Source organism: Parasalinivibrio latis (assembly GCF_036825535.1).
Lineage (GTDB): Bacteria > Pseudomonadota > Gammaproteobacteria > Enterobacterales > Vibrionaceae > Parasalinivibrio > Parasalinivibrio latis.
In genome coordinates, this window is sequence record NZ_CP098812.1 from 2,740,751 (window position 1) to 2,762,130 (window position 21,380).

General features: G+C 43.7%; 20 protein-coding genes and 1 pseudogene. 4 read left to right on the forward strand and 17 right to left on the reverse strand.

Annotated elements, in window-relative coordinates:
* Window positions 1–23: 23 nt before the first annotated feature.
* The 5 genes from NF212_RS12660 to truA form a co-directional block, all read right to left on the reverse strand.
* Window positions 24–515 carry a CvpA family protein gene (locus NF212_RS12660; protein WP_054675287.1) on the reverse strand — a complete coding sequence of 164 codons (492 nt, stop codon included), beginning with the start codon at window positions 513–515 and terminating at the stop codon, window positions 24–26.
* A gap of 66 nt (window positions 516–581) precedes the next feature.
* The gene (locus NF212_RS12665; RefSeq protein WP_434356144.1) at window positions 582–1,145 is read right to left on the reverse strand and encodes an SPOR domain-containing protein; all 564 of its coding nucleotides are present in this window, start codon (window positions 1,143–1,145) and stop codon (window positions 582–584) included.
* Complete coding sequence (folC, locus tag NF212_RS12670; protein WP_434356146.1) at window positions 1,135–2,454, reverse strand: bifunctional tetrahydrofolate synthase/dihydrofolate synthase; 1,320 nt, start codon at window positions 2,452–2,454, stop codon at window positions 1,135–1,137. The genes NF212_RS12665 and folC overlap by 11 nt, the downstream gene beginning before the upstream one ends.
* A gap of 59 nt (window positions 2,455–2,513) precedes the next feature.
* A complete protein-coding gene (accD, locus tag NF212_RS12675; protein WP_434356148.1) occupies window positions 2,514–3,455 on the reverse strand; it encodes an acetyl-CoA carboxylase, carboxyltransferase subunit beta in 942 nt (313 codons plus the stop codon).
* Window positions 3,456–3,766: 311 nt separating this feature from the next.
* Complete coding sequence (truA, locus tag NF212_RS12680; protein WP_434356150.1) at window positions 3,767–4,552, reverse strand: tRNA pseudouridine(38-40) synthase TruA; 786 nt, start codon at window positions 4,550–4,552, stop codon at window positions 3,767–3,769.
* A gap of 205 nt (window positions 4,553–4,757) precedes the next feature.
* On the opposite strand from truA, the gene NF212_RS12685 reads away from it, so the two are divergent.
* Complete coding sequence (locus NF212_RS12685; RefSeq protein WP_434356152.1) at window positions 4,758–4,907, forward strand: hypothetical protein; 150 nt, start codon at window positions 4,758–4,760, stop codon at window positions 4,905–4,907.
* A gap of 97 nt (window positions 4,908–5,004) precedes the next feature.
* Here NF212_RS12685 and wecA (NF212_RS12690) read toward each other — a convergent pair whose 3' ends face one another.
* On the reverse strand, window positions 5,005–6,051 hold the full coding sequence (wecA, locus tag NF212_RS12690; RefSeq protein WP_434356154.1) for a UDP-N-acetylglucosamine--undecaprenyl-phosphate N-acetylglucosaminephosphotransferase: 1,047 nt from the start codon (window positions 6,049–6,051) through the stop codon (window positions 5,005–5,007).
* An 839-nt stretch (window positions 6,052–6,890) separates the two neighbouring features.
* Between wecA (NF212_RS12690) and NF212_RS12695 the strand changes: the two genes are divergently transcribed.
* Window positions 6,891–7,763 carry a hypothetical protein gene (locus tag NF212_RS12695; RefSeq protein WP_434356156.1) on the forward strand — a complete coding sequence of 291 codons (873 nt, stop codon included), beginning with the start codon at window positions 6,891–6,893 and terminating at the stop codon, window positions 7,761–7,763.
* Window positions 7,764–8,034: 271 nt separating this feature from the next.
* Here the strand turns inward: NF212_RS12695 and NF212_RS12700 are convergent.
* A pseudogene (locus tag NF212_RS12700) lies at window positions 8,035–8,623 on the reverse strand (DDE-type integrase/transposase/recombinase); the annotation flags it as partial.
* Window positions 8,624–8,923: 300 nt separating this feature from the next.
* Here NF212_RS12700 and NF212_RS12705 point away from each other — a divergent pair.
* Window positions 8,924–9,307, forward strand: a complete 384-nt coding sequence (locus NF212_RS12705; RefSeq protein ID WP_434356158.1) for a hypothetical protein — start codon at window positions 8,924–8,926, stop codon at window positions 9,305–9,307.
* A 21-nt stretch (window positions 9,308–9,328) separates the two neighbouring features.
* Entirely contained in the window at window positions 9,329–9,601 is a 273-nt protein-coding gene (locus tag NF212_RS12710) for a hypothetical protein (protein ID WP_434356160.1), read from the forward strand.
* A 75-nt stretch (window positions 9,602–9,676) separates the two neighbouring features.
* Here the strand turns inward: NF212_RS12710 and wecA (NF212_RS12715) are convergent, their stop codons facing one another.
* From wecA (NF212_RS12715) to wzy, 10 genes are all read right to left on the reverse strand, one after another.
* On the reverse strand, window positions 9,677–10,759 hold the full coding sequence (wecA, locus tag NF212_RS12715) for a UDP-N-acetylglucosamine--undecaprenyl-phosphate N-acetylglucosaminephosphotransferase (RefSeq protein ID WP_434356162.1): 1,083 nt from the start codon (window positions 10,757–10,759) through the stop codon (window positions 9,677–9,679).
* Window positions 10,760–10,949: 190 nt separating this feature from the next.
* Entirely contained in the window at window positions 10,950–11,780 is an 831-nt protein-coding gene (gene galU, locus NF212_RS12720; protein WP_434356164.1) for a UTP--glucose-1-phosphate uridylyltransferase GalU, read from the reverse strand.
* 12 nt (window positions 11,781–11,792) lie between these two features.
* Window positions 11,793–12,797 carry an NAD-dependent epimerase gene (locus tag NF212_RS12725; protein ID WP_434356166.1) on the reverse strand — a complete coding sequence of 335 codons (1,005 nt, stop codon included), beginning with the start codon at window positions 12,795–12,797 and terminating at the stop codon, window positions 11,793–11,795.
* A 60-nt stretch (window positions 12,798–12,857) separates the two neighbouring features.
* Window positions 12,858–14,024 (reverse strand): nucleotide sugar dehydrogenase, encoded by a 1,167-nt coding sequence (locus tag NF212_RS12730; RefSeq protein WP_434356168.1) that lies wholly within the window; start codon window positions 14,022–14,024, stop codon window positions 12,858–12,860.
* Window positions 14,025–14,039: 15 nt separating this feature from the next.
* Window positions 14,040–15,479 (reverse strand): phosphomannomutase, encoded by a 1,440-nt coding sequence (locus NF212_RS12735; protein WP_434356170.1) that lies wholly within the window; start codon window positions 15,477–15,479, stop codon window positions 14,040–14,042.
* On the reverse strand, window positions 15,480–16,907 hold the full coding sequence (locus NF212_RS12740) for a mannose-1-phosphate guanylyltransferase/mannose-6-phosphate isomerase (protein ID WP_434356172.1): 1,428 nt from the start codon (window positions 16,905–16,907) through the stop codon (window positions 15,480–15,482).
* 78 nt (window positions 16,908–16,985) lie between these two features.
* Entirely contained in the window at window positions 16,986–18,098 is a 1,113-nt protein-coding gene (locus NF212_RS12745) for a glycosyltransferase family 4 protein (RefSeq protein ID WP_434356174.1), read from the reverse strand.
* A gap of 39 nt (window positions 18,099–18,137) precedes the next feature.
* Window positions 18,138–19,217, reverse strand: coding sequence for a glycosyltransferase (locus NF212_RS12750; RefSeq protein ID WP_434356176.1), 1,080 nt, complete (start codon window positions 19,215–19,217; stop codon window positions 18,138–18,140).
* Window positions 19,195–20,160 (reverse strand): glycosyltransferase, encoded by a 966-nt coding sequence (locus NF212_RS12755; RefSeq protein ID WP_434356178.1) that lies wholly within the window; start codon window positions 20,158–20,160, stop codon window positions 19,195–19,197. The genes NF212_RS12750 and NF212_RS12755 overlap by 23 nt, the downstream gene beginning before the upstream one ends.
* 24 nt (window positions 20,161–20,184) lie before the next feature.
* Window positions 20,185–21,372, reverse strand: a complete 1,188-nt coding sequence (wzy, locus tag NF212_RS12760) for an oligosaccharide repeat unit polymerase (protein ID WP_434356180.1) — start codon at window positions 21,370–21,372, stop codon at window positions 20,185–20,187.
* Between the last annotated feature and the right edge of the window lie 8 nt (window positions 21,373–21,380).

Below are 21,380 nucleotides of genomic sequence, written 5' to 3' on the forward strand. Positions count from 1 at the left end.
TTGTTGCACCGGTTAAACCGGCATCATGTGATGCCGGGTATAAAGCTGGAGTTGCTCTCAAGGTATTTGAAGAACCACTCGATAATCACACCAAAGCTTGGAATCAGCTCTGATGACTTCCACCAGCTTTCATTCGACAGGCTGGTGAAGGAATCCATGAAAAAGAGCAGTGCGGCGACGATCAGAACGCCTCTTATTGCACCGAATACAATACCCAACATGCGGTCAGTACCTGACAGGCCGGTTTTTTGTACCAACTGGCCTATCACGTAGTTCACCACCGCACCCACAATGAGGGTGGCAACAAACAGCGCCGCTATCGCACTGCCATTTCGGATAACTTCATCTTTGATATTAGTGAAGTACACAGCAAGTTGCGGATAGAAGTTGCTGGCGATAAAAAATGCGGCAAACCAGATAACGAGAGAGAGCGCTTCTTTTACAAATCCACGGATCAGGCTAATCAACGCAGAGCAGCTGATAATGCCGATGATCACATAGTCGATCCAATTCATTCTTATTGTCTTTCCGGGTCACTGCGCGCGCATTCTATCAGAAAAATACGCGACGCAAACGTTTTCTTATGGGTTTATCGGGTTAAATTTGAGCAATTGGCCTTTCAGCCCAGTCAGGGATTCCAGTTTGCCTGTCATGCCTTCCAACTTGTCTTTGGACACGTCAGGGCCGACAATAACTCGGGTCAATTTGCCGGCCTGAGCATGGTTGGGAATAACCTGGGCACGGTAGCCTTTGTCCCTGAGTCGGTCAGCCAGGTTTACAGCGTTGTCATGGTTGCGGAATACGCCCAACTGAATGATCCATGCGCCAGCGGAAGACGCCTGTGAACCTTCATCCGGCTCAGCCTGCTGCGCTTCATCTGTCGCCGTCACCGTAAAGGTTTCTGTGTTTTCCGGCTCCCCAACCGTCACTGAAACCGGATCTTCCGGCAAATTCACTTCCACTTCCCTGGGCGCAAGTATTTCCGTGCCTGTCAGTTTATCGTCCACAGGCTCTTGCAAAGGAATGCTGTCAAACGCCTCCTCCACATGCTGCTTCTGGCCGTCAAACAGATCCGGCAAAATAATCACGCCAAGGGTGACCAGCACAATAGTACCGGTCAATCTTTTCTGAAATTTACTCGCCACGGTTTTTCTGTACTTTCAGGTAATTTGATACTTGGCCAACAGTGTAAAACGAGCCACATACAATTACTATGTCAGCCTCACCGGCTTGAGACACAGCCGCATCAAATGCCGCTTCCGGTGTGTCAAATGACGCCGTTCCTTCAGGAAGGAAGCCAGCCAGTTCGGAGGCATTTGCAGCCCGGGGACCAACAAGTGATGCCGGGTACCAACTGTCGACCACCGGCTTGAGGGCTTTGATGGTTCCACCGATATCCTTGTCATGCAGCATGGCAATAACGGCATGAACGTTTTGTTTACCGGATCCATTCACGCGACGGCGAAGCTGCTCAGCAAGGTAAGCCGCAGAATGCGGGTTGTGTGCCACATCCAGGATCACTTCCGGCTTTTCTGACACCTTTTCCATCCGGCCTGCCAGGCGGACGTTTTTCAGCCCACGGACAATGTTTTCGTCGCTGATATCCAGGCCGACCAAACCTAAGACCATCACCGCTGTTGCAGCGTTGGGAAGCGGAAGGCTGGGTACAGGGAGGTTTGGCAAGTCGAACGTGCCGGAGTGCCAGTCCCAGTGCTCCCCCTCCTGCTCATAGGTGAACTGGTAGCCAACCTGGTAAAGCTCTGCACCAATATCATCGGCGTGGGCAGCAACGCTGGCAGGTGGTGTGGGTTGCCCGCAAACGGCAGGACGCCCGGAGCGGAATATACCGGCCTTTTCAAAACCGATTTTTTCGATGTCATCACCAAGCCAGTCAACGTGGTCCACGGCAAGGCTGGTGATCACAGCGACATCCGAATCCACAATATTGGTGGCATCCAGGCGACCGCCGAGCCCGACTTCCAGGATCACCACATCAACATTGTTGCTCTTAAACAGGGACAACGCTGCCAGCGTACCAAACTCGAAAAGGCTGAGGCTGATAGCGCCACGGGCAGCTTCCACTTCATTGAATGCGCCCGCATGGTCAGCATCTTCCAGCTCTTTCCCGTTAATACGAACACGTTCATTGTACCGGACCAGATGAGGAGAGCTGTAAACGCCCACGCAGTAGCCGGCATCCATTAATATGGCTTCCAGCATCGCACAGGTTGACCCCTTGCCATTGGTGCCGGCAACAGTGATGACTTTAGGTGCGGGATTGAGAAGCCCGGCATTCACACCTACGGCTTTTACCCGGTCAAGACCGAGATCAATGGCGCTGGTGTGGAGGTGTTCAAGGTATTGGAGCCAGGTTTGCAATGAAGAGGCTGCGGTAGGTTTTGCAGACGCACAGGTGTTGTTTTCCAACACGGAACTAGATTGTTTCTGAGGCATTTACGGCATCCTAAGCCAAAACAGCCCGGTAGGGACCGGGCTGTAAAATCAGGGAATACTTAAGCGTTATCTTGTTGAGCTTCTTGCTCTTCGCCGCTGTCTTCCGGTGCCTCTTCCTCAAACGGACGTTCAACCGGTACCACCAGAGGTGATGGCTGCCCGGTCAGCTTGGCAATAATGGCACCGACTCGCTGACGCATCTCGCGACGGTCTACGATCATATCGATAGCACCATGATCGAGCAAGAACTCAGAACGCTGGAAACCTTCAGGAAGTTTTTCACGTACTGTTTGTTCGATTACGCGCTGGCCGGCAAACCCGATAAGTGCCTTTGGCTCTGCGATATTGATATCACCCAGCATGGCAAGACTTGCTGATACACCGCCCATCGTTGGGTCAGTCAGAACAGAAATAAATGGCAGACCCTTTTGTGACAGGCGCTCAAGCGCAGCACTGGTTTTTGCCATCTGCATCAGAGACTGCAAGGCTTCCTGCATACGGGCGCCGCCACTGGCAGAAAAGCATACCAGTGCACACTCGTCTTCCATTGCCTGTTCAACAGCCTTAACAAAACGGGCACCGACCACTGAGCCCATAGAGCCGCCCATAAACGCAAACTCAAATGAGCATGCCACTACCGGCATACCCAGCAGGGTGCCTTTCATGACAATAAGGGCATCTTTCTCGCCACTGCTCTTTTGGGCTGTATGAATACGGTCTTTATACTTTTTGGAGTCACGGAACTTAAGAATATCTTTAGGCTCCAGCTCCGACGCCAGCTCAATACGCTCACCTTCATCAAGGAAGGTTTCCAGGCGACGGCGTGCCTTCATGCGCATGTGATGGTCACACTTAGGGCACACTTCGAGGTTGCGCTCTAGCTCTTTGTGGTACAGCACCTGGTCACAGGCTGTACATTTGGTCCAAACCCCTTCTGGGATAGACGCTTTTCGAGATGTTACGATGTTGCTTTTAGTAAGAATCTTTTCAAGCCAGCTCATGGATGACCTTTTTAGTTGATACCCCAGCCCGGAGAAAAGCGTGAGTCGCAAAGGGGGCTGAAGCCAAAATTCCTTGGAATATGCAGTCCGTGATTAAAACACAAACTGTGCCAGCTTGGGATAAAAAACTGGTTGTACCTATTGGAAATGTGCTCAATATTTACCCTTTTCGGACATTCCCTACCCAAACTTGCAGAAATATAACAAAAAATGGCAGGAAAAAATCTGGCTTTCATCGCCCTTTTCCTGCCAATTTGTAACTGTGTTTTAACCCCGACGCATTCATCACGCCAATTAATCTGAAGTGAGGCTTAATCCGGCAAGAACAGTGGGCCAATCGGTACCACCGGCAGCTCAAACATTTCCGGGTAATCAACATCCACCAGGTACAAGCCTCCCGGCTTTGCGGTGGCTGCCGCCAGCTTTCTGTCTTTTGCCGCCAACAGCCACTTAATCCACTCGGGCTCCTGCTCGCCCTTGCCTACTACTATCAGGCTGCCGACAATATTGCGTACCATATGGTGAACGAACGCATTTGCCTTGATGTCGACAATGACATAATGCCCATGTCGGGTCACTTTCAGGTGCATGACATTTCGCCACGGGCTTTTTGACTGGCATTGCACGGCGCGGAATGAGGTGAAGTCGTTCTCACCAAGCAGGAACTGACCGGCTTGATGCATACGCGTTTCATCCAGCTCTCCATGGTAGTGACTGACCCCCTGGCTCATGATGCCCGGACGCAGGTTATGGTTGAAAATGATATAGCGGTAACGGCGGGCGGTGGCGCTAAAACGTGCGTGGAAGTCATCAGGGACTTCCTTGGCCCAGCGCACAGCGATATCCCCCGGCATATTGGTGTTGGCCCCCATCGTCCACGCGCTCAATGAACGGTTAACATCCACATCAAAGTGCACTACCTGCCCTGTACCATGAACTCCGGCATCCGTGCGCCCTGCACACTGTACTTCGATTGGCTGAGCCGCCACTTTTGACAGTGCTTTTTCCAGCTTGGCCTGGACACTCGGGACTTCCTGCTGGCGCTGCCAGCCGTAGTAATTTGCGCCGTTATATTCAACGCCTAAGGCAATTCTCATGGTACTAAAGGTTATTCAGACTGTGGATTGGGATGGGGATGATAGCGGGAAAAGGGGCGAGTGGCGAGTGGTGAGTGGTGAGTGGTGAGTGGTGAGTGGTGAGTGGTGAGTGGTGAGTGGTGAGTGGTGAGTGGTGAGTGGTGAGTGGTGAGTCATTGTAAGGATAAATTCGAAATTGTTGTCAATGGCAGAAAACCCGTAGTCCATGAAAGGAGGCGTTACTTCTGGTGTACCACCGAACCGGCTGGTTGCCCCTCCCCGTTTTGAACCGGTATGGCTGGACCAGACAATTCTGGCAAGGCGAGCACAGTACAACCTGTCATTCCGACTAAGACCAGCAAACAAAGATATTTAGAGACATTCGAAAGCAATGAAAAAATCCTGCACTTGTTAAAATAAACAAGAGCTTCCGGTCAAACCCAAAAGCTCTTGCGTTTGCGAACCAAACAAGCTTAGACAGCAATGCTCTCGTCGCTTGTGCGCTTACCGGCGAAATTCACCAAGGAAAAATAGATGGCAAAACTGCACATAAACAGTGAAAACATAATAACTTCAGGAACCATCATGTACTCACCCAAGATACCCACGCCGGCAAACGCCAGGGCAATTAAGCATATAGTCGCAAGGGTTTGACTTCTCGTCATCCCCAACCGCTGGAATATGTGATGCAAGTGCTCACGATCCGGCTTAAATGGTGAGTGCCCTTTGCGAATCCTGCGAATCATGATGGTTGCCATATCCATTAAAGGGACAGCAATAAGCCAAAGTGCGGTGACAGGGTTGATGAAAGTCGCCCCCTCACCCTGGCTGGCTGAGAGGATAAACCATATAACGCTGAACCCTATCAACATACTGCCAGCATCCCCCATAAAGACTTTACGCCTGCGCCCCATTACCCCTAAATTCATAAGAATGTACGGCATCATAGCGACAGAGATAATTGCGCAGAAATATGCCAGATTGTGATTGCCATCCATTACCAGCAAAAAGCCCAGAGTGCTGAATGTTACCAGTGAAAGCCCACCCAAAAGCCCATCGATACCATCCACCATGTTAAAGGCATTTATAGCACCGACTACGGCAAATACGGTCACCACATAGGAAAATGGACCCAGGTGGATGTCACCAAACCCCAAAAGATTTCCAAGAGATTCCAGCTTCAATTCGGCATACTGCATCATTGCAACAGACAAACCCAATTGAATAGCCATTCGGAGTTTATAACTAACGTCATACTTGTCATCCAATGCACCGACAAGCGTCAGGACTGTTATGCACAACATATACAGAGGGGCACTTTCGAGAATTTCACTGTTAAAGTGGAGGTAGTAGACGAGCGTCAGGCAAATTGCGATGCCGCCAACGAGAGGAATTGCTCCTTCGTGGTGTTTTCGTGCGTCAGGCTGATCGAGAAGACTAACTTTATAGGCAAACCTTCGCCCAATAAAAATAAAAGTGGTCGCCAAAACGAACGTAGTGATGAAGTCCATAGCCAACATTGATTATTATCAGTTTAAAATTGGCAATATGATATTAACCGCTTATTGGTATGAAAATACTCAATAAGATCTGATTGCTAGCGTAAAATAATCATCTGAAAAGTATCAGAAACTATCGAGTCCAACTAAGACAAGCGTTTCCAGCGTAGTAGCAAATTTACGATGTCAAAAAGTCGCCTTTACCGGAAGTCAAATAAATGTCACTCGTGCGATACGCATCAAATTCTATTGAAACAAACACCGATGCTTTTAATCACCTCACTTGAGAGGCGGAGAGCACCACTCTCGAAGGGGTAAAGACCTGCCTGTTGGCCGCAAGAGTAGAAAACCCAGCTTTACCTCAATATCAAAAATTTACCATCATCACTCATAACAAAGAGACGAAAGTGAGACAGTTTGTCAGTACCTTCACTTTAGACTCGACGGTATCGAACGGCGTTTTTTCCTGAATTATTGAACCAATAGTTTTGCCAGTGAGCAGATATCATCGACTTTCATGCCCGCATCGGCCTGTTTGAGAATGGCAACGATCTGAGTTTCGGTGAACCGTGACTTTATCATGGTGTTCTCCTGCAATTAAACGGCCGAAAACTCTAGTGTAGACTGCCTCAAGACAGAGGAGATGGATGCACCCTTTTCTGAGTAAATCCAGCAATTTATGGCACAAAACAATCAGCGAAAACCGCTGCAGAGCCAGTTTGGATAACGTTGACATTATCTTTCATCCCAAAAACTCTTAGAACGTGAAAATATAGATATTTTAATTGATTATTATCAATATCTTAAACTAATAAAACTGGCTAAAATCGCCAACTTTTTGAAAAATGGATGGCAATTGAGTGAAAACAAACAAAACAAAACTGACAGTTGTAGCCTTGTCGCTTGCAGTTATCGCCGGATGTGGTGGCAGTGACAGCGAAGGAGGGAAGAGCAAAGGCTATACCAATGAGCAAGTTGCTCGCGCCGTAAAATGCACCAATCAGGCTGAAGGTGATTTGTGTGAGCAAAATAGCTCAGGTCAGGCTTGGGGAGTGTATTACGCTACAGATAGTTGTTTTTCAGGTGTTTACTGCTTTGAAGATGGACATGATGTACCGGAACACCCAGCATTAACTCGATATGTAGAAGGACAACTTATCCCTGTTTATTTTCGCGAGAAGGAAGATCAGCGTTTCACTAAAACAATGGACTACATCGAGGGGCTAGTTGGCTATCAGATGTTTGATCGTAAGGGCGTTGTTGATATTGATATCTCCAATCCCAATGAAATCAATCTTGATCATTTAGATTCAGACTGGGGGTTAATCCTCAGTCAAGGTACATCAATTGGCGATGCGGCTGGTAGCGGTTATTGTAGTCAAGGCACTGTTTCAGTCGCACCGTATTCGTTCAACATGTCTTCCCATATCATTTCTGTGGCTGACTACGGCATAAAATATCCCGCGATCACAAGTGGTCGTAACCATAAGTTCACATGGGTGAACTTAGACAGTATTGCCGGCGCCAATAACGGGCAGATTACATGTAGTGCATCTGCACCACAAGATGTTGCAACCCATGAGTTTGCTCATGCACTGGGCATGTATAATCACTTTAGTGGCTTCGGATTTGATGGGGCTTGGGATAAAAATGCTGAACGTGTTTTGAAGACGATCTACAGCAGACAAAACCCACAAGGACAACCCTTCGATAGTTTGTTTATAGAAAACTAAGAGAATAAAGTACATCTCCTCATGGGAGACGCACTTTATACTGCTGACAAAGCCCTAGCCAATTGGCAGGGCTTTACACGGAAAAAAGCATGGCATTACTCCAACGAATGCTCGTTTTCAAAAACCGAAAGCGCTTCCCGCTTAAACCTTTGCACAACGTTTGTTAATGTTAAAGATAAAAGCGGCTTTCCCCGGAAAGCTGCGGTGCACCTTTCAATAGTTGTTCCCCCCTTCCAGAGTGTATTGTTTCAGATATTACATCTTGTAGTGGTCAACTAATTCCGGACAGTATATTGGGTTGATTTTCTGCTTTAGCAGGCGGAATGCCATCGTTATGACTGTGAGGCCTTTCCCAATAGTAATAACCCATCAAGTAACTGCTTATATCTCTGGTTGCTTCTGCGAAAGACGGATAACCGATTGCTGGCACCCACTCCGTTTTTAGGTTTCTAAACAACCTTTCCATAGGGGCATTGTCCACGCAATTACCCCGGCGACTCATGCTTTGTGTCATGCTATAGCGCCACAGATGTTGACGAAATTAGCGACTGCCATATTGGGCTCCTTGGTCACTAATACCGCATCAGGGCTTTTAGATATAGCCCAACCGACAACACGTCTACTATATAGGTCAATGACAACAGCAAGGTAACACCATCGTTGGCCAGCCCAAATATAGGTAATATCGCCACACCACACTTGATTGAAGCTATCGACAGTAAATGCATGATTAAGGCGATTGGGAATATCAGGCCGTTCAACTGTAGCTTGCTGATAGTGCGTAAACCGGGTTGTTTACTAATAAGTAGTGCTTCTTTCATCACGCGACGGACTTTAAATCGTCCAACCTGAAATCCAAGCGAGAGAAAGTGGATTCTATTCATAAACGGTTTGGTCATTCCCCTATTCAACGCTCTGCGAAATCCGGGGAAGATAGTCCCGCCTCCAAAATATTCTTTATTCCCAGGGAAGATGGATTGACGGTATTTGTTTCTAACGGAAAGGAAGCTTGGATAGCTTTTGTAAAAGCGGAAGATAGCTGGAAGGGACTGCGCGATATTTAACCGTTTTGTATTAACGGCTACGTATTCTCCTCTATAGCACGCAGCCAGAAAGAATCGCGGATCACGGCAAGTCCGAAATTAAGCCGACTTTGCATCGTGTGGGATGATGGCCTGCCTGAAAAAGCCAGTTTCAAAACCATTCTTGAGCATATGCAAAAGGGAGATATTCTTGCGCTGAAACAGGACCAGAGTGATATCTATCTGATACTCGAAGAAGAAACGCGTTGTCTTAGGCAAAACAGACAGGACCTGGAAATTGAACCCGGCGACACCTCTGATGAAAGCTCCGGTTTCAGTTTTAACGTTGAGCGGTTCAGATTTGCCGGGCGGCTTCGATATCTCAAGCAATACAAAGAACAGATGTGTGGACGACTTGCCTATTTGTATCTAACCCAATCTGATGGACTGTTTATTTTCGGTGAAGTTCCTCACCTTCAGAGTAGAGATCACGTCAAGGTTGATGCAAGGAAGCTGCCCTGAGAGGGGGCACTTTGCTTTGAAGTGGATGATCTTGGGGATATTCGCTTTGGCCTCAATAAATACGGCGCGGATAAATCGGCGATTGGTATCAGTATTTTGGATAAGGATGATGGAAGTTGCACACTGCAAATTTTTGACGTGGCAGGTAAAGCGCTGCGGCTGGTTCTTATTAGCATCAATTGCCGTTGGGATGACGACGCATTCAGGCGTTTTGAAAGTGCTGTCAGCGAATGGAACCAGAAAGAGAAAGAAGAGCCCTTGTTGTCAGCATTAGAACAGCAAATGCTGTTCTAATGCTAATCAACGGTCTTTTATTGGGCCATTTATATAGCTTGGGATTTAGCTTTCTTTAAGCTGGTAGCAACAAATCTATGCCGCCGTCTCCTCAGGTAAAGGTGCTTTACCCAGCCAAAAACGAACTTTGGATGTGATACGGAAAATGTAGCTGATCGTTGCGAAATATATTGCGAACAAGGAAAGGAATAGCACGAACATGATCGTTTCATGTATACCGTAAATTTCCCCAGCGATACCAATTCCTGCAAAAAGCGAGGCTAAAACGCAGATTACAACCAACGTCATTCGAGAAGATAGCCCGATACGCTGGCAAATGTGATGCAAATGATTGCGATCAGGTTTGAATGGAGAATGCCCTTTCCTGATGCGACGCGTCATAATGGTTGCCATGTCCATTAGAGGGAGCGCGATAATCCATAGTGCAGCAACCGGGCGGATAGCATGAGTTACCTCGGACTGAGACGCTCGGATTAGTAACCAAACGACGGTAAATCCAATCAACATACTTCCAGCATCCCCCATAAACACCTTAAACCTTTGTCCTAAAGGGATACCAAGGTTAAGTAGGATGTACGGGATCAAGGCTGCAATATACATCAGGCAGTTTTCTGCAAGTGAATGATCGCCACTCAGCGTAAAAAGAATAGCCAGCGCACCAAATGAAACGGATGCTAACCCTCCCAGAAGACCGTCTATACCATCAACCATATTAAAGGCATTAATGGCTCCAATGACGGCTATGACAGTAACAAGATAGCTCACCCAAGCGGGCAAATGCACCGGTACATTTCCGGCAATTCCGCCCAAATGATCCAAGCTCAAACCGGCAGCAAAGATCATTGCAAGCGAGATACCGGCTTGGACAAAAAGCCGGACTTTAAAGCTGATATCAAACTTGTCGTCCAGAACACCAATTAAAATCAATATGGTGCCACAAGCCAGGTAAAGCCAGTCGTCTGAGTCCGGTTCAAGAAAAATCACAGACGCCAGAAAGATGGCACAGTAAATTGATACACCCCCAACCAACGGAATCACGCCTTTATGGTGCTTCCGTTCGTTAGGCTTATCGACAAGGTTTATCTTTTTAGCTACTTTTCGGAAAGCAAAAAGCAGCCCAAAAGACAACACGAACGTTGTTGGGATAGCCAATGACATAGTTATATAAATTATTTAAATTAATTGGAGATATTGGAGTTGGGTTTTAGCTGTTGGTATTAGATGAAGTTGTGAGTTGTGAGTTGTGAGTTCATGACGATCAATATCTGATTTGAATGCATCAATCAAACACTATGAGTAAAATCAGAATTTTGGTTTCCTGTTCAAATAGTAACTCACTTCTCTATTCTTACTTCTTATTTTGATGCACATTTTCAAAACAGAAATTGGTTGCTTCTATAAAGCCCTCTACACTGCCACAATCAAAACGCTTGCCTTTGAACTTATACGCCATCACGCAACCGGTTCTGGCTTGTTGAAGTAATGCGTCAGTAATTTGGATTTCACCTCCCTTTCCTGGCTCGGTACTTTCAAGAATATCGAAAATGTCCGGAGTCAGGATATAACGGCCGATAATGGCAAGGTTGCTTGGCTCCGTACCTGTGGCGGGTTTTTCAACCATGTCTGTGACGCGAAGCAGGTTATCCGTCAGCGCTTCACCGGCGATCACTCCGTATCTATGGGTGTCTTCTGCTGGCACTTCTTCCACCGCGACGATCGAACAACGGAACTGCTTATACAGCGCCGCCATTTGTGCCAATACACCTTGCTCTTGGTTGATGCAAAGGTCATCAGCCAACACCACGGCAAAAGGCTCATCACCCACCAAATGGCGACCGGTCAAAATTGCATGGCCTAAACCTTTCATTTCATGCTGGCGAATATAAGTGAAGTGAGCCAAATCAATCACGTTACGGATATCGCTCAGTAAGGCTTCTTTAGTAGTACCTGAAATTTGATGCTCCAATTCGTAGTTTTTATCGAAGTGGTCCATCAAAGAGTGTTTGCCACGGCCGGTAACAATACACATATCCGTCATGCCTGCTTGAATGGCTTCATCAACACCGTATTCAATAAGCGGTTTGTTGACGACAGGCATCATCTCTTTGGGCATGGATTTGGTTGCTGGTAGAAAGCGTGTTCCATAGCCAGCTGCGGGAAAGAGGCATTTTTTGACCATGATTGTCACCGGCTACTTGTTATAGAAAGCTTTGTACCAATTAATAAATTCAGCCACACCTTCCTTGACTGATACCCTTGGCTTATAACCAGTAGCACAGAATAAATCTTCAGTATCGGCATACGTTTGGTAGACATCACCAGGCTGCATTTCACGGAAGTTCTTAGTCGCTTCAATTCCAAGCTCATCCTCAATGGCTTTGACAAAGTCCATAAGGTTAATTGGAGAACCATGTCCAATATTGTAAATAGAATAAGGAGCGGAACTGCTTGCAGGCGTACCCGTTTCAACAGTCCATTGACCATTACGAGTAGGAATAACATCAGCAATACGCACTATGCCCTGAACAATGTCATTTACATGCGTAAAATCGCGCCACATATCACCGTTGTTATTTATATCAATCGTGTCGCCGTCAATGATTTTCTTTGTAAAAATGAAGGGGGCCATATCTGGGCGTCCCCAAGAGCCATAGACGGTAAAAAAACGCAAACCAGTTGTAGGAATGTCATAGAGGTGAGAGTAACTGTGTGCCATCAGTTCATTGGACTTCTTTGTTGCGGCATACAAAGACACCGGATGATCAACACTATCTACTGTGCTGAATGGCACCTTCGCATTTAACCCGTACACTGAGCTTGATGAGGCGTATACTAAATGCTTAACCTTGTTGTTCCGACATCCTTCTAAAATATTCAGATGACCAACTAAATTTGAATCTGCATATGCATGAGGGTTTTCCAACGAGTACCGAACACCCGCTTGAGCCGCTAGGTGAATCACACGGTCAAAATTTTCACTCGCAAACAAGTGCTGTACAGTGGTTCGGTCTGCGATGTCGACCTCGATAAAACGAAAACGTGGGTGTTCTATACGCGCTAGGCGAGCATGCTTTAAATTTACGTCGTAGTAATCGTTTAAGTTATCAATGCCAACGACATCGTGTCCGGCTTTATTAAGTTCTTCAACTGTAGCGCTGCCAATAAACCCAGCGGCGCCTGTTACTAAATATTTCATCTACTTTCACCATTAAAACTTGTGATTAGTATAATTGGAGGCTTCAAAATCGGGTCGTTACTAATCGCTTCCGAATAGATCGCGCGTGTAAACCTTATCCGCAACATCCGATAAGTCATCAGACATACGATTGGAAACAATCACATCAGCCTTTGCTTTAAACGCAGTCAAATCTTTCATCACTTCGGAGTGGAAAAACTCTTCCTCTTTCAGTACAGGTTCATAAACCACCACTTCGATACCTTTCGCTTTGAGACGCTTCATGATTCCCTGAATCGAAGAGGCTCGGAAGTTGTCGGATCCGGATTTCATGATCAAACGGTAGATGCCAACGACACTCGGATTTCTGCGAAGAATAGAATCAGCGATAAAGTCTTTACGTGTGGTATTAGCGTCAACAATTGCCTGAATAATGTTATTAGGCACATCTGCGTAATTCGCACGGAGTTGTTTGGTGTCTTTAGGCAGACAATAACCGCCATATCCGAAGGACGGGTTGTTGTAATGATTGCCAATACGAGGGTCTAGACCTACACCTTCGATGATCTGACGGGCATTCAAACCATGCGCTTCAGCATATGAATCAAGTTCATTGAAGTAAGCGACGCGCATTGCCAAATAGGTATTTGAGAAAAGTTTCACCGCCTCTGCTTCGGTTGAATCAGTAAACAGCACTTTTACGTCTTTCTTCTCGGCACCTTCAAGAAGCAGGTTTGCAAATACCTTAGCACGTTCGCTTCGTTCACCCACAATAATGCGGGAAGGATATAAGTTGTCGTACAGTGCCTTACCTTCACGGAGGAACTCAGGCGAGAAGAGAATGTTCTCACAGCAAAGCTCTTCTTTAATGCGTTTGGTATACCCAACCGGCACCGTAGATTTAATGACCATCACGGCACTTGGATTAATTGCCATGACATCTTTAATGACAGCCTCAACAGAGGAGGTATTAAAGTAATTGGTTTTTACATCGTAATCAGTGGGCGTCGCAATAATGACAAACTCGGCGTTTCTATACGCCTCCGTTTTATCAATCGTCGCATAAAAGTTAAGCGGCTTTTCCTTCAAGAAATGTTCAATTTCTTTATCAACAATCGGAGAGATTTTGGCATTCAGGAGTTGTACTTTTTCTTCAATGATATCTACAGCAACCACTTCGTGGTGTTGAGCCAAAAGCATAGCGTTGGACAGACCAACATAGCCTGTCCCAGCAACAGCAATTTTCATGTTTATCTCGACAGATTAAGAAAAGTTATATGTTTGGATATTAGTTAACGCTTGATTGACAATCGCTAGTGCATTTACTTCCGTATCGGACTCAGCGTAACAGCGAAGTTCAGGTGCATTACCCGAAGGCCTGAAATGAATGATGTCGCCAGTAACAAGAGAAATGCGAAGTCCGTCGGTTTGATCGGTTGTCTCAACATGAGCATCATCAAACCCTAACGCAGCCAAAAATGACGCGGGATCGAAAATAGCTTGGGCCAAAATCGACACGCTCTTTTCAGTCGCAAAGTTCTGAATTCGATCACTATGCGTATAGCGCTTAGGCAAAGATGCGACCAAGGCAGATATCGGAGTATTTTGGGAAGCCGAAAGCAGCATCAACGCAGGCAGAACAGCGTCTCTCGTTGGAAGTGCCTTCACATTGTTGCCATTAAATAAGACGTCCGAACCAAGCAAAAATCCGCCATTTGCCTCAAAGCCTGCAATTGAATCAAAGTCTTTCGATAAGGCTTCAAATTCTGCAATCACGTAAGGAGAGCCAATTTTAGTGCGAGATGCATGAGGGAAGGCTTGAGACAGTTCAACTGCCGTATTGCAACTCACTGGCAATGCAAGTGCTTTAATACCTAGTTCTCTTGCGCACAACAAGCCAAGTACATCGCCACGTAGCCAGTTTCCATTCTCATCTGAAACTAATGGTCTATCACCATCGCCGTCTGTTGAGAAAATAAAATCCAGATTGTGTTCTTGTGACCACTTCAGGGCTTTCAATTTGTCTGATTCTGATACGGCTTCGGTATCAATAGGAACAAATTGGTCACTACGTTCCAGTGAGATCACTTCCGCGCCCAAGTGTTCAAACATCTGCGCATACAAGTCACGCCCAGCACTTGAATGCTCATAGATACCAATGCGTCGGCCCTTTAGGAATGGGACAGCAAAAAGAGATACATTACGGTTGATATAAGCCTCTGCCGCTTTTGAAGATACAGCGAGAACTGGCTCATCTGTTGAGAGAGTAAACGGTACTTTTGCATTCAAGATCGCCTGTTCATCATCCTTGGTTATCTCACCATCAGGTCGATAGAACTTTAAACCGTTACGATCAAAAGGAATATGACTCCCTGTGACCATAATGCATGGCATTGCGTCTTGCATGGCGACATAAGCGAGTGCAGGTGTTGGTACGACACCGTAATAAATGGGGGTCAATCCCAATTGCTTTACTGCACTAAAAATGGCTTTAGCCATATCAGGGCTACTAGGACGGTTATCAATTCCAATTGCCACCGAGTCAAAGGTAAACTTATCTCGAATGGAACTAATAAACGCGTGAGTAAATGCTGCACACACTTCGTTGGTGATATCTTCGACTAACCCGCGCGCTCCACTTGTTCCGAACTGTATTCCTGATTGGAGGATCACCTCAGAACTGTCCAATGCATTGTTATTCATTTAGTAACCCTCACCTTCGCTGTCAATTCTCTCGATATCATCTTCGCCAAGGTAGGCACCGGTTCGAACCTCGATAAGGACAAGGTCAACGATACCTGGGTTTTCGAATGAGTGCGCGTTACCGACTGGGATATAGGTTGACTCATTTTCAGAAACCAAATAAACGTCGGTACCATTGGTTACCTTTGCCGTGCCAGCAACGACGACCCAGTGCTCTGCTCTGTGATAGTGGATTTGTGTCGCTGTTTTTTGGCCAGGCCTTACGACAACCTTTTTCACTTGGTATCGAGCACCTTCTGCAACATGGTCATGGTTTCCCCAAGGGCGATGCACAACACGATGCTGGGAAAACTCTGGGCGCTGTTGGTCCTTGAGCTTGGTGACAACTTTTTTTACTTCTTGAACTCGGTCTCGATGAGCGACTAACAAAGAGTCTTTGGTATCGACGATTATTAGGTCTTCGACACCAACTGTTGCGACCAATCGCTCTGGAGCGTGGACATAGCATCGCTTTGTAAGCTCGGATACAACATCTCCACGGAACACGTTTTTCTCCGCATCTTTATCTGATACTTCCCACAGCGAAGACCATGCGCCTATGTCGCTCCAGCCGGCACTCATTGGTAATACAACTGCGGAATCAGTTTTTTCCATTACTGCATAGTCAACTGAATCATCAGGGCACTCACTAAATGCCTTTTCGCCTAATCGAGTAAAGTACAAGTCCTTTGACGAACTTGATAAAGCTTGTTCTACGGCAGAGAGAATATCTGGGCGGAACTTTTTTAATTCTTCTAAATAGCGAGAGGCTTTAAACATGAACATACCACTATTCCAATAGTAATTGCCCATGGCTAAATACTCTTCTGCAGTCTCAAGGTTTGGTTTCTCGACAAACGAGTCTACAACATAAGCGTCAAACTCTTCCCTAACACCTTCAACTGCATTGCCTCTGCGTATGTATCCATACCCTGTTTCTGGCGCGGTAGGCACTATGCCAAAAGTAACGAGTTTACCGAGGTCGGCAAGGGATTTAGCTTGACTCACAGAAGACGTAAAATTACTTACATCTTTTATTAGATGATCTGCAGCCAAAACCAAGAGTACTGGATCCGTATTTTGTAGGGTTGCACTTAGTGCCGCTAAAGCAATAGCTGGAGCAGTATTCCGCCCACAGGGCTCTAATATAATATTGTTGAAGGGCAAATTGTCACTTCTAAGTTGCTCTGCTACCAAAAAACGGTGTTCCTCGTTACAAATAATCGATGCTGGAAGATGCTCAATACCACTCAATCGACGCAATGTCTCTTGAAGCATTGTGCTTTCACTATTCAATGACAAGAACTGCTTTGGATAATGTGTACGGGACATTGGCCATAGACGAGAACCAGACCCGCCAGCCATAATAACGGGAAGAATGTTAGTCATTACTGTAAACCAAAACTGAGATGAGAAATAAAAATAAAAGAAGCATGAGAAATAACGCTTCCTTAAAAGCCGAAATCATTAGAAACAACATTTTACTGCTTCAATATACTTTGAAATAACCACTCTCTCATCAAACTCGCGTTCCACCTTCTCCCTACTCTTTCTACCCATTTCTATTCTTTCCTGGTGACTCAAGTTGAGCATTGATTCGATTTTTGATATTAAGCTATTTGAGCATCGAGGTATGCATAAAAAACCGTTTATACCTTCATCCACTGTTTCTCTGCATCCAACATTGTCAGTAGTAATAATAGGTTTTCCCATTGCTCCAGCTTCCAACAGGGATTTCGGGACTCCTTCTCTGTAAAAGGAAGGCAAAACGATACAATCGCTATTTCCTATGACTTCTTCAACAGAATCAGAAGTACCTAAGTAGTTAACAATACCATCGTTGACCCATTGCTGCATTTGACATTTAGAAACCGCAGAGGGGTTTTTCACGTCCAGCTGTCCTAAGAGATTAAATTCAACATTACTGCCATATTTCGACTTAAGTGTTGCAGCAGCCTCAACAAAGTGCCCAATTCCCTTGTCATAAAGCATTCTGGCAATCAATAGAAAACGTACAACACCATCATTATTAGGATGCACGACTGAAAACCTCGTAAGATCGACTCCGGAACCAGGAATACGCTCGCAAATAGAACTAGGTGCCAAATTGTATTTTAAGAAAAGGCTTAGATCGTCATTATTTTGAAAAAAAATCTTAGCAGCTTTCTTTTGACTGACTCTATACATCAAGCGAACCAACTTTGATGTATAGGATTCATGAACAAAGACCAAACCTAACCCTGCGATGTTGTTGATTGACTTAGCGCCACTTATACTTGCAGCAATAGTGCTGTAAATATTGTTCTTTGGTGTGAAATTCAAAACGACATCTGGTTTGTTCTTTTTATATATAGATACGAACTGAAAAAGCGTACGAAAATCCTTAAAAGCATTAGTTCCTCCTTGATCTATATCTACATTTACAAATGTAGCGCCAAGCTCTTTCAATCTAAATGAATAATCGTCGTAAGGGGCGACAGCTATAACTTTATAACCAATATTCAAAAGCTCTAAGATAGTATTTCTTCTAAAATTAAATAGATACCAACTAGTATTTGCAGATATAACTACAGTCTTCATTAATTTTCTCTCGACAAAATTATTACATTATAACTCATCTTATTTTATAACGAATTTATAATCATCAATGACACGCTTAATTGAAAATTGATGAGATTTCGACTTTAGTAAACTTTCACTGAAGTCATTACAATCGAATATTGATAGTATTTGTGAGAGAGCATTTATATCACCGACATTATACATATATCCTGTTGATGTTTTTTTAAATTCATCACCGTTTCTTAAATCCGTTTCCAACAATTCACTTGGACCTGACTTACAGTTCGAAGATATTAACGGGACTCCAAGAGCCAAGCTTTCGACTAAGCAATTTGGAAAGCCTTCAGACTCCGAAGCAAGAATAGTAGCCTTTGCTTTTTTCATATAAGGATAAGGATTATCCTTAGCCCCTAAAAAGACAATCTTATCTTCCAAGCCAAGTTCTAAAACTAGATTCTCCAGAATTGTACGCTCATCACCATCACCGATGATTAAACATTTCTCATTGATGTCGACCTTAGAAAAAGCAGTGATAATATCAGAAACTCTTTTCCCTTTGAACAATCTACCAACTACCACATAAAAATCACTTGGGACCTCTACACTCTCAAAGGATTTAATTGTGATATTTTCAATATCGTGAGGATTGTAAATTAGCTTTGCATTAACATCAGGTATTTTTTTTGAAGCGTCAGTTAACATTTCTTTTGAAATACAAACCATGCAATGGCAAGCCTTAAAAAGGGACTTTATCAATCGTCCGATAATAGGCCTTTTAATATGAGTATCGATGTTGCTGTGTTGAACAATAATAGACTTGTAACCAATAAACAAAGAAAAAAAAGCATTTAAAATATTTGAGACTAGTAAGTGACTTTTCACCACTGCCACTTTATTTCTAATGATATAAATTGGAAAATTAACAAATGAAACAAGCCGGTGCATAGTAACTGGAAAGCAATCCGGGAGTGGTGATAAAGACGTTACATTCCCATAGTTATAGAAGCTATTCTTTTCTAGTGTGAGGATTTTCAAGTTAAGAGACTGTGCAATTGTTAATGCTACCTTTTCGCCTCCCCCCATACCTAACGAGTTCACAAGGATGACACAGTTATCACGTTCTGATAATTTCAACATAGCTCTCCCACTTTTTCAATGATTGCAAATAGAATGCGTGGCTACTTTTTGACATTATTTCATATTCTTCTGGATTGACTTCATTTAATGACTTCAATAGTTCTAAACTTTTCAATCTAGAGTTAATATCAAGAATTAAGACATGCCTCAACTCTTGATATACTTTAAAAGAATCAATGTTAGATAAGATAACCGGTTTTGAATAAGCACCAGCCAAATCAATCAATGTAGTCTGTGTTATACTTGTGTAAGGTAAAACCAGATAGTCAGAATTTTCAAATAAAGAAGGCACATCCCCATCTTCTATATATCCATCTATAACTTTTATATTTTCTCTATGAGAGTACTCTTCCAGCCTTTCACTGCTCATCCCTCTCCCAGCTATAATAAGCTCAACGTTATCAAGCTCTGAAACAAGATCGGCAATATAATTAAAATTCTTGTATTCCTCTACCCGACCGAAACACAAAAGATTTATTTTCTGGGAAGCTTTTCTTTGTTCGAATATTTTTAATTTAACGTCAACCTCATATCCGTGAGGTGGCATATAATGATATTTTACATTTCGCTTATTTAAGAGGCATTGGGAATCCTCGTCATTTTTCTGATGTATAATTACATTTTTAAATCGCCACCTAAACAACCTGAATAGATAAATCAATAAATATTCTTTTTTTGATGCTCCTTTGCGAATTTTATGATCATGAAGTATTAAATTACATTTATATGGATAGAGCAGCAGAAAAAAATAAATTAAAACATTGTTATTTGAGAACCATATCTCTCGCTCAAAAATAAACTTAAATAAAGCTAGCCTTTTCAGCCACCCAGCTTCCAAATAGTAAAATTCAACATCATCATAAATAGAGCATTTCTCTTGCAGCTTTTCTGAGAACTGCCTTACACCACCACTAAAAGGGAAATTAAAATATATTTTCTTCAAAGTAATTACCTATAATTCTACATTCTACACTGCATTTACTTCATAGATTTTATTATTGAAACGTTTTTTAAATGGAATGATAAACGAAAATACCATATAGAAAATCAGGAACGAGAGTAATGTATATGTAAACAATGCAATTTCTTTTAGCGAACCACTCGAGCAAAATAACAGTATATTTACAAGTAGGAGATCTTTTGAGGCTGTTGGATTAAAGACATTCATAAGACACCACTGCAAATAAAAAATCGAAACTAGAAATAACGTCAAAAAGATAAAGTCATTATTAATGTACCAACTAATAACATACAAGCCAGGTAATGTAATCGAAAACCCTGCATTAGGAAGGTTACTATCAATAAAGTTAACGGAATATATGTTGTCCATGAATCTAAAATCTGACAAACCAAAAATAGATTTTGGAACTACTCCCAAGAAAAACTCTTGTATAAAGAAAAGCATCCCTCTATCATCTTTGATTATTTCAGACAAAGGCTCTCCAACTTCCAAAATATAATTAAATGTCGCAAAATATGATGTTCTTCCAAACACATATTGCATATATTCATAGAGCAACATTGTTTGATAATGTCCAGATCTAATGTAAAACTTCAAGGCAACTATAAAGTAAAACAAAAATACCACTATGCTAAAAGCAAAGAAAAGCTTAAAGATATCCTTCAGCGATATCTTTCTCTCACCAAATCGATACATCACTTCAAGTAAGACAATTACAATTAAATGTCCAGACCAGCCTTTTAGTATGCCGATAACTAGTGACGCTAGTATTAATACTATTCTTTGCTTCGTAATACTATCTCTTACCGAAATGTAGTAAAAAGATATCAGTGGAATTAAAGGTATAATACTTTGGAGGAAGCCAATGCTCGACATCTCACCTCCAGCCTTACCTATACCTGCTTTTAAGGTAAATAAGTTAATGATTATTGACAATAAAAGAAATGCATCTAAAACGACAAGCTTATTCAACTGGACAAATTTAACTTTTCTAAAGGTGATCAATTTGAATATAGTGAAAATTGTGGCATACACAAATACAACGCCATAGATAAAGTTAGCGAATAACTCATCACTATTACCCACTTCTCGATATCTTACCGCAGCTCCATAGTTATTGGTAATATTCAAAACCCAAAATACAATTAGGGCGGAAAAAAGATAGAAAAGTATAAGTAGCAACCTAATTGACATTTCAATAC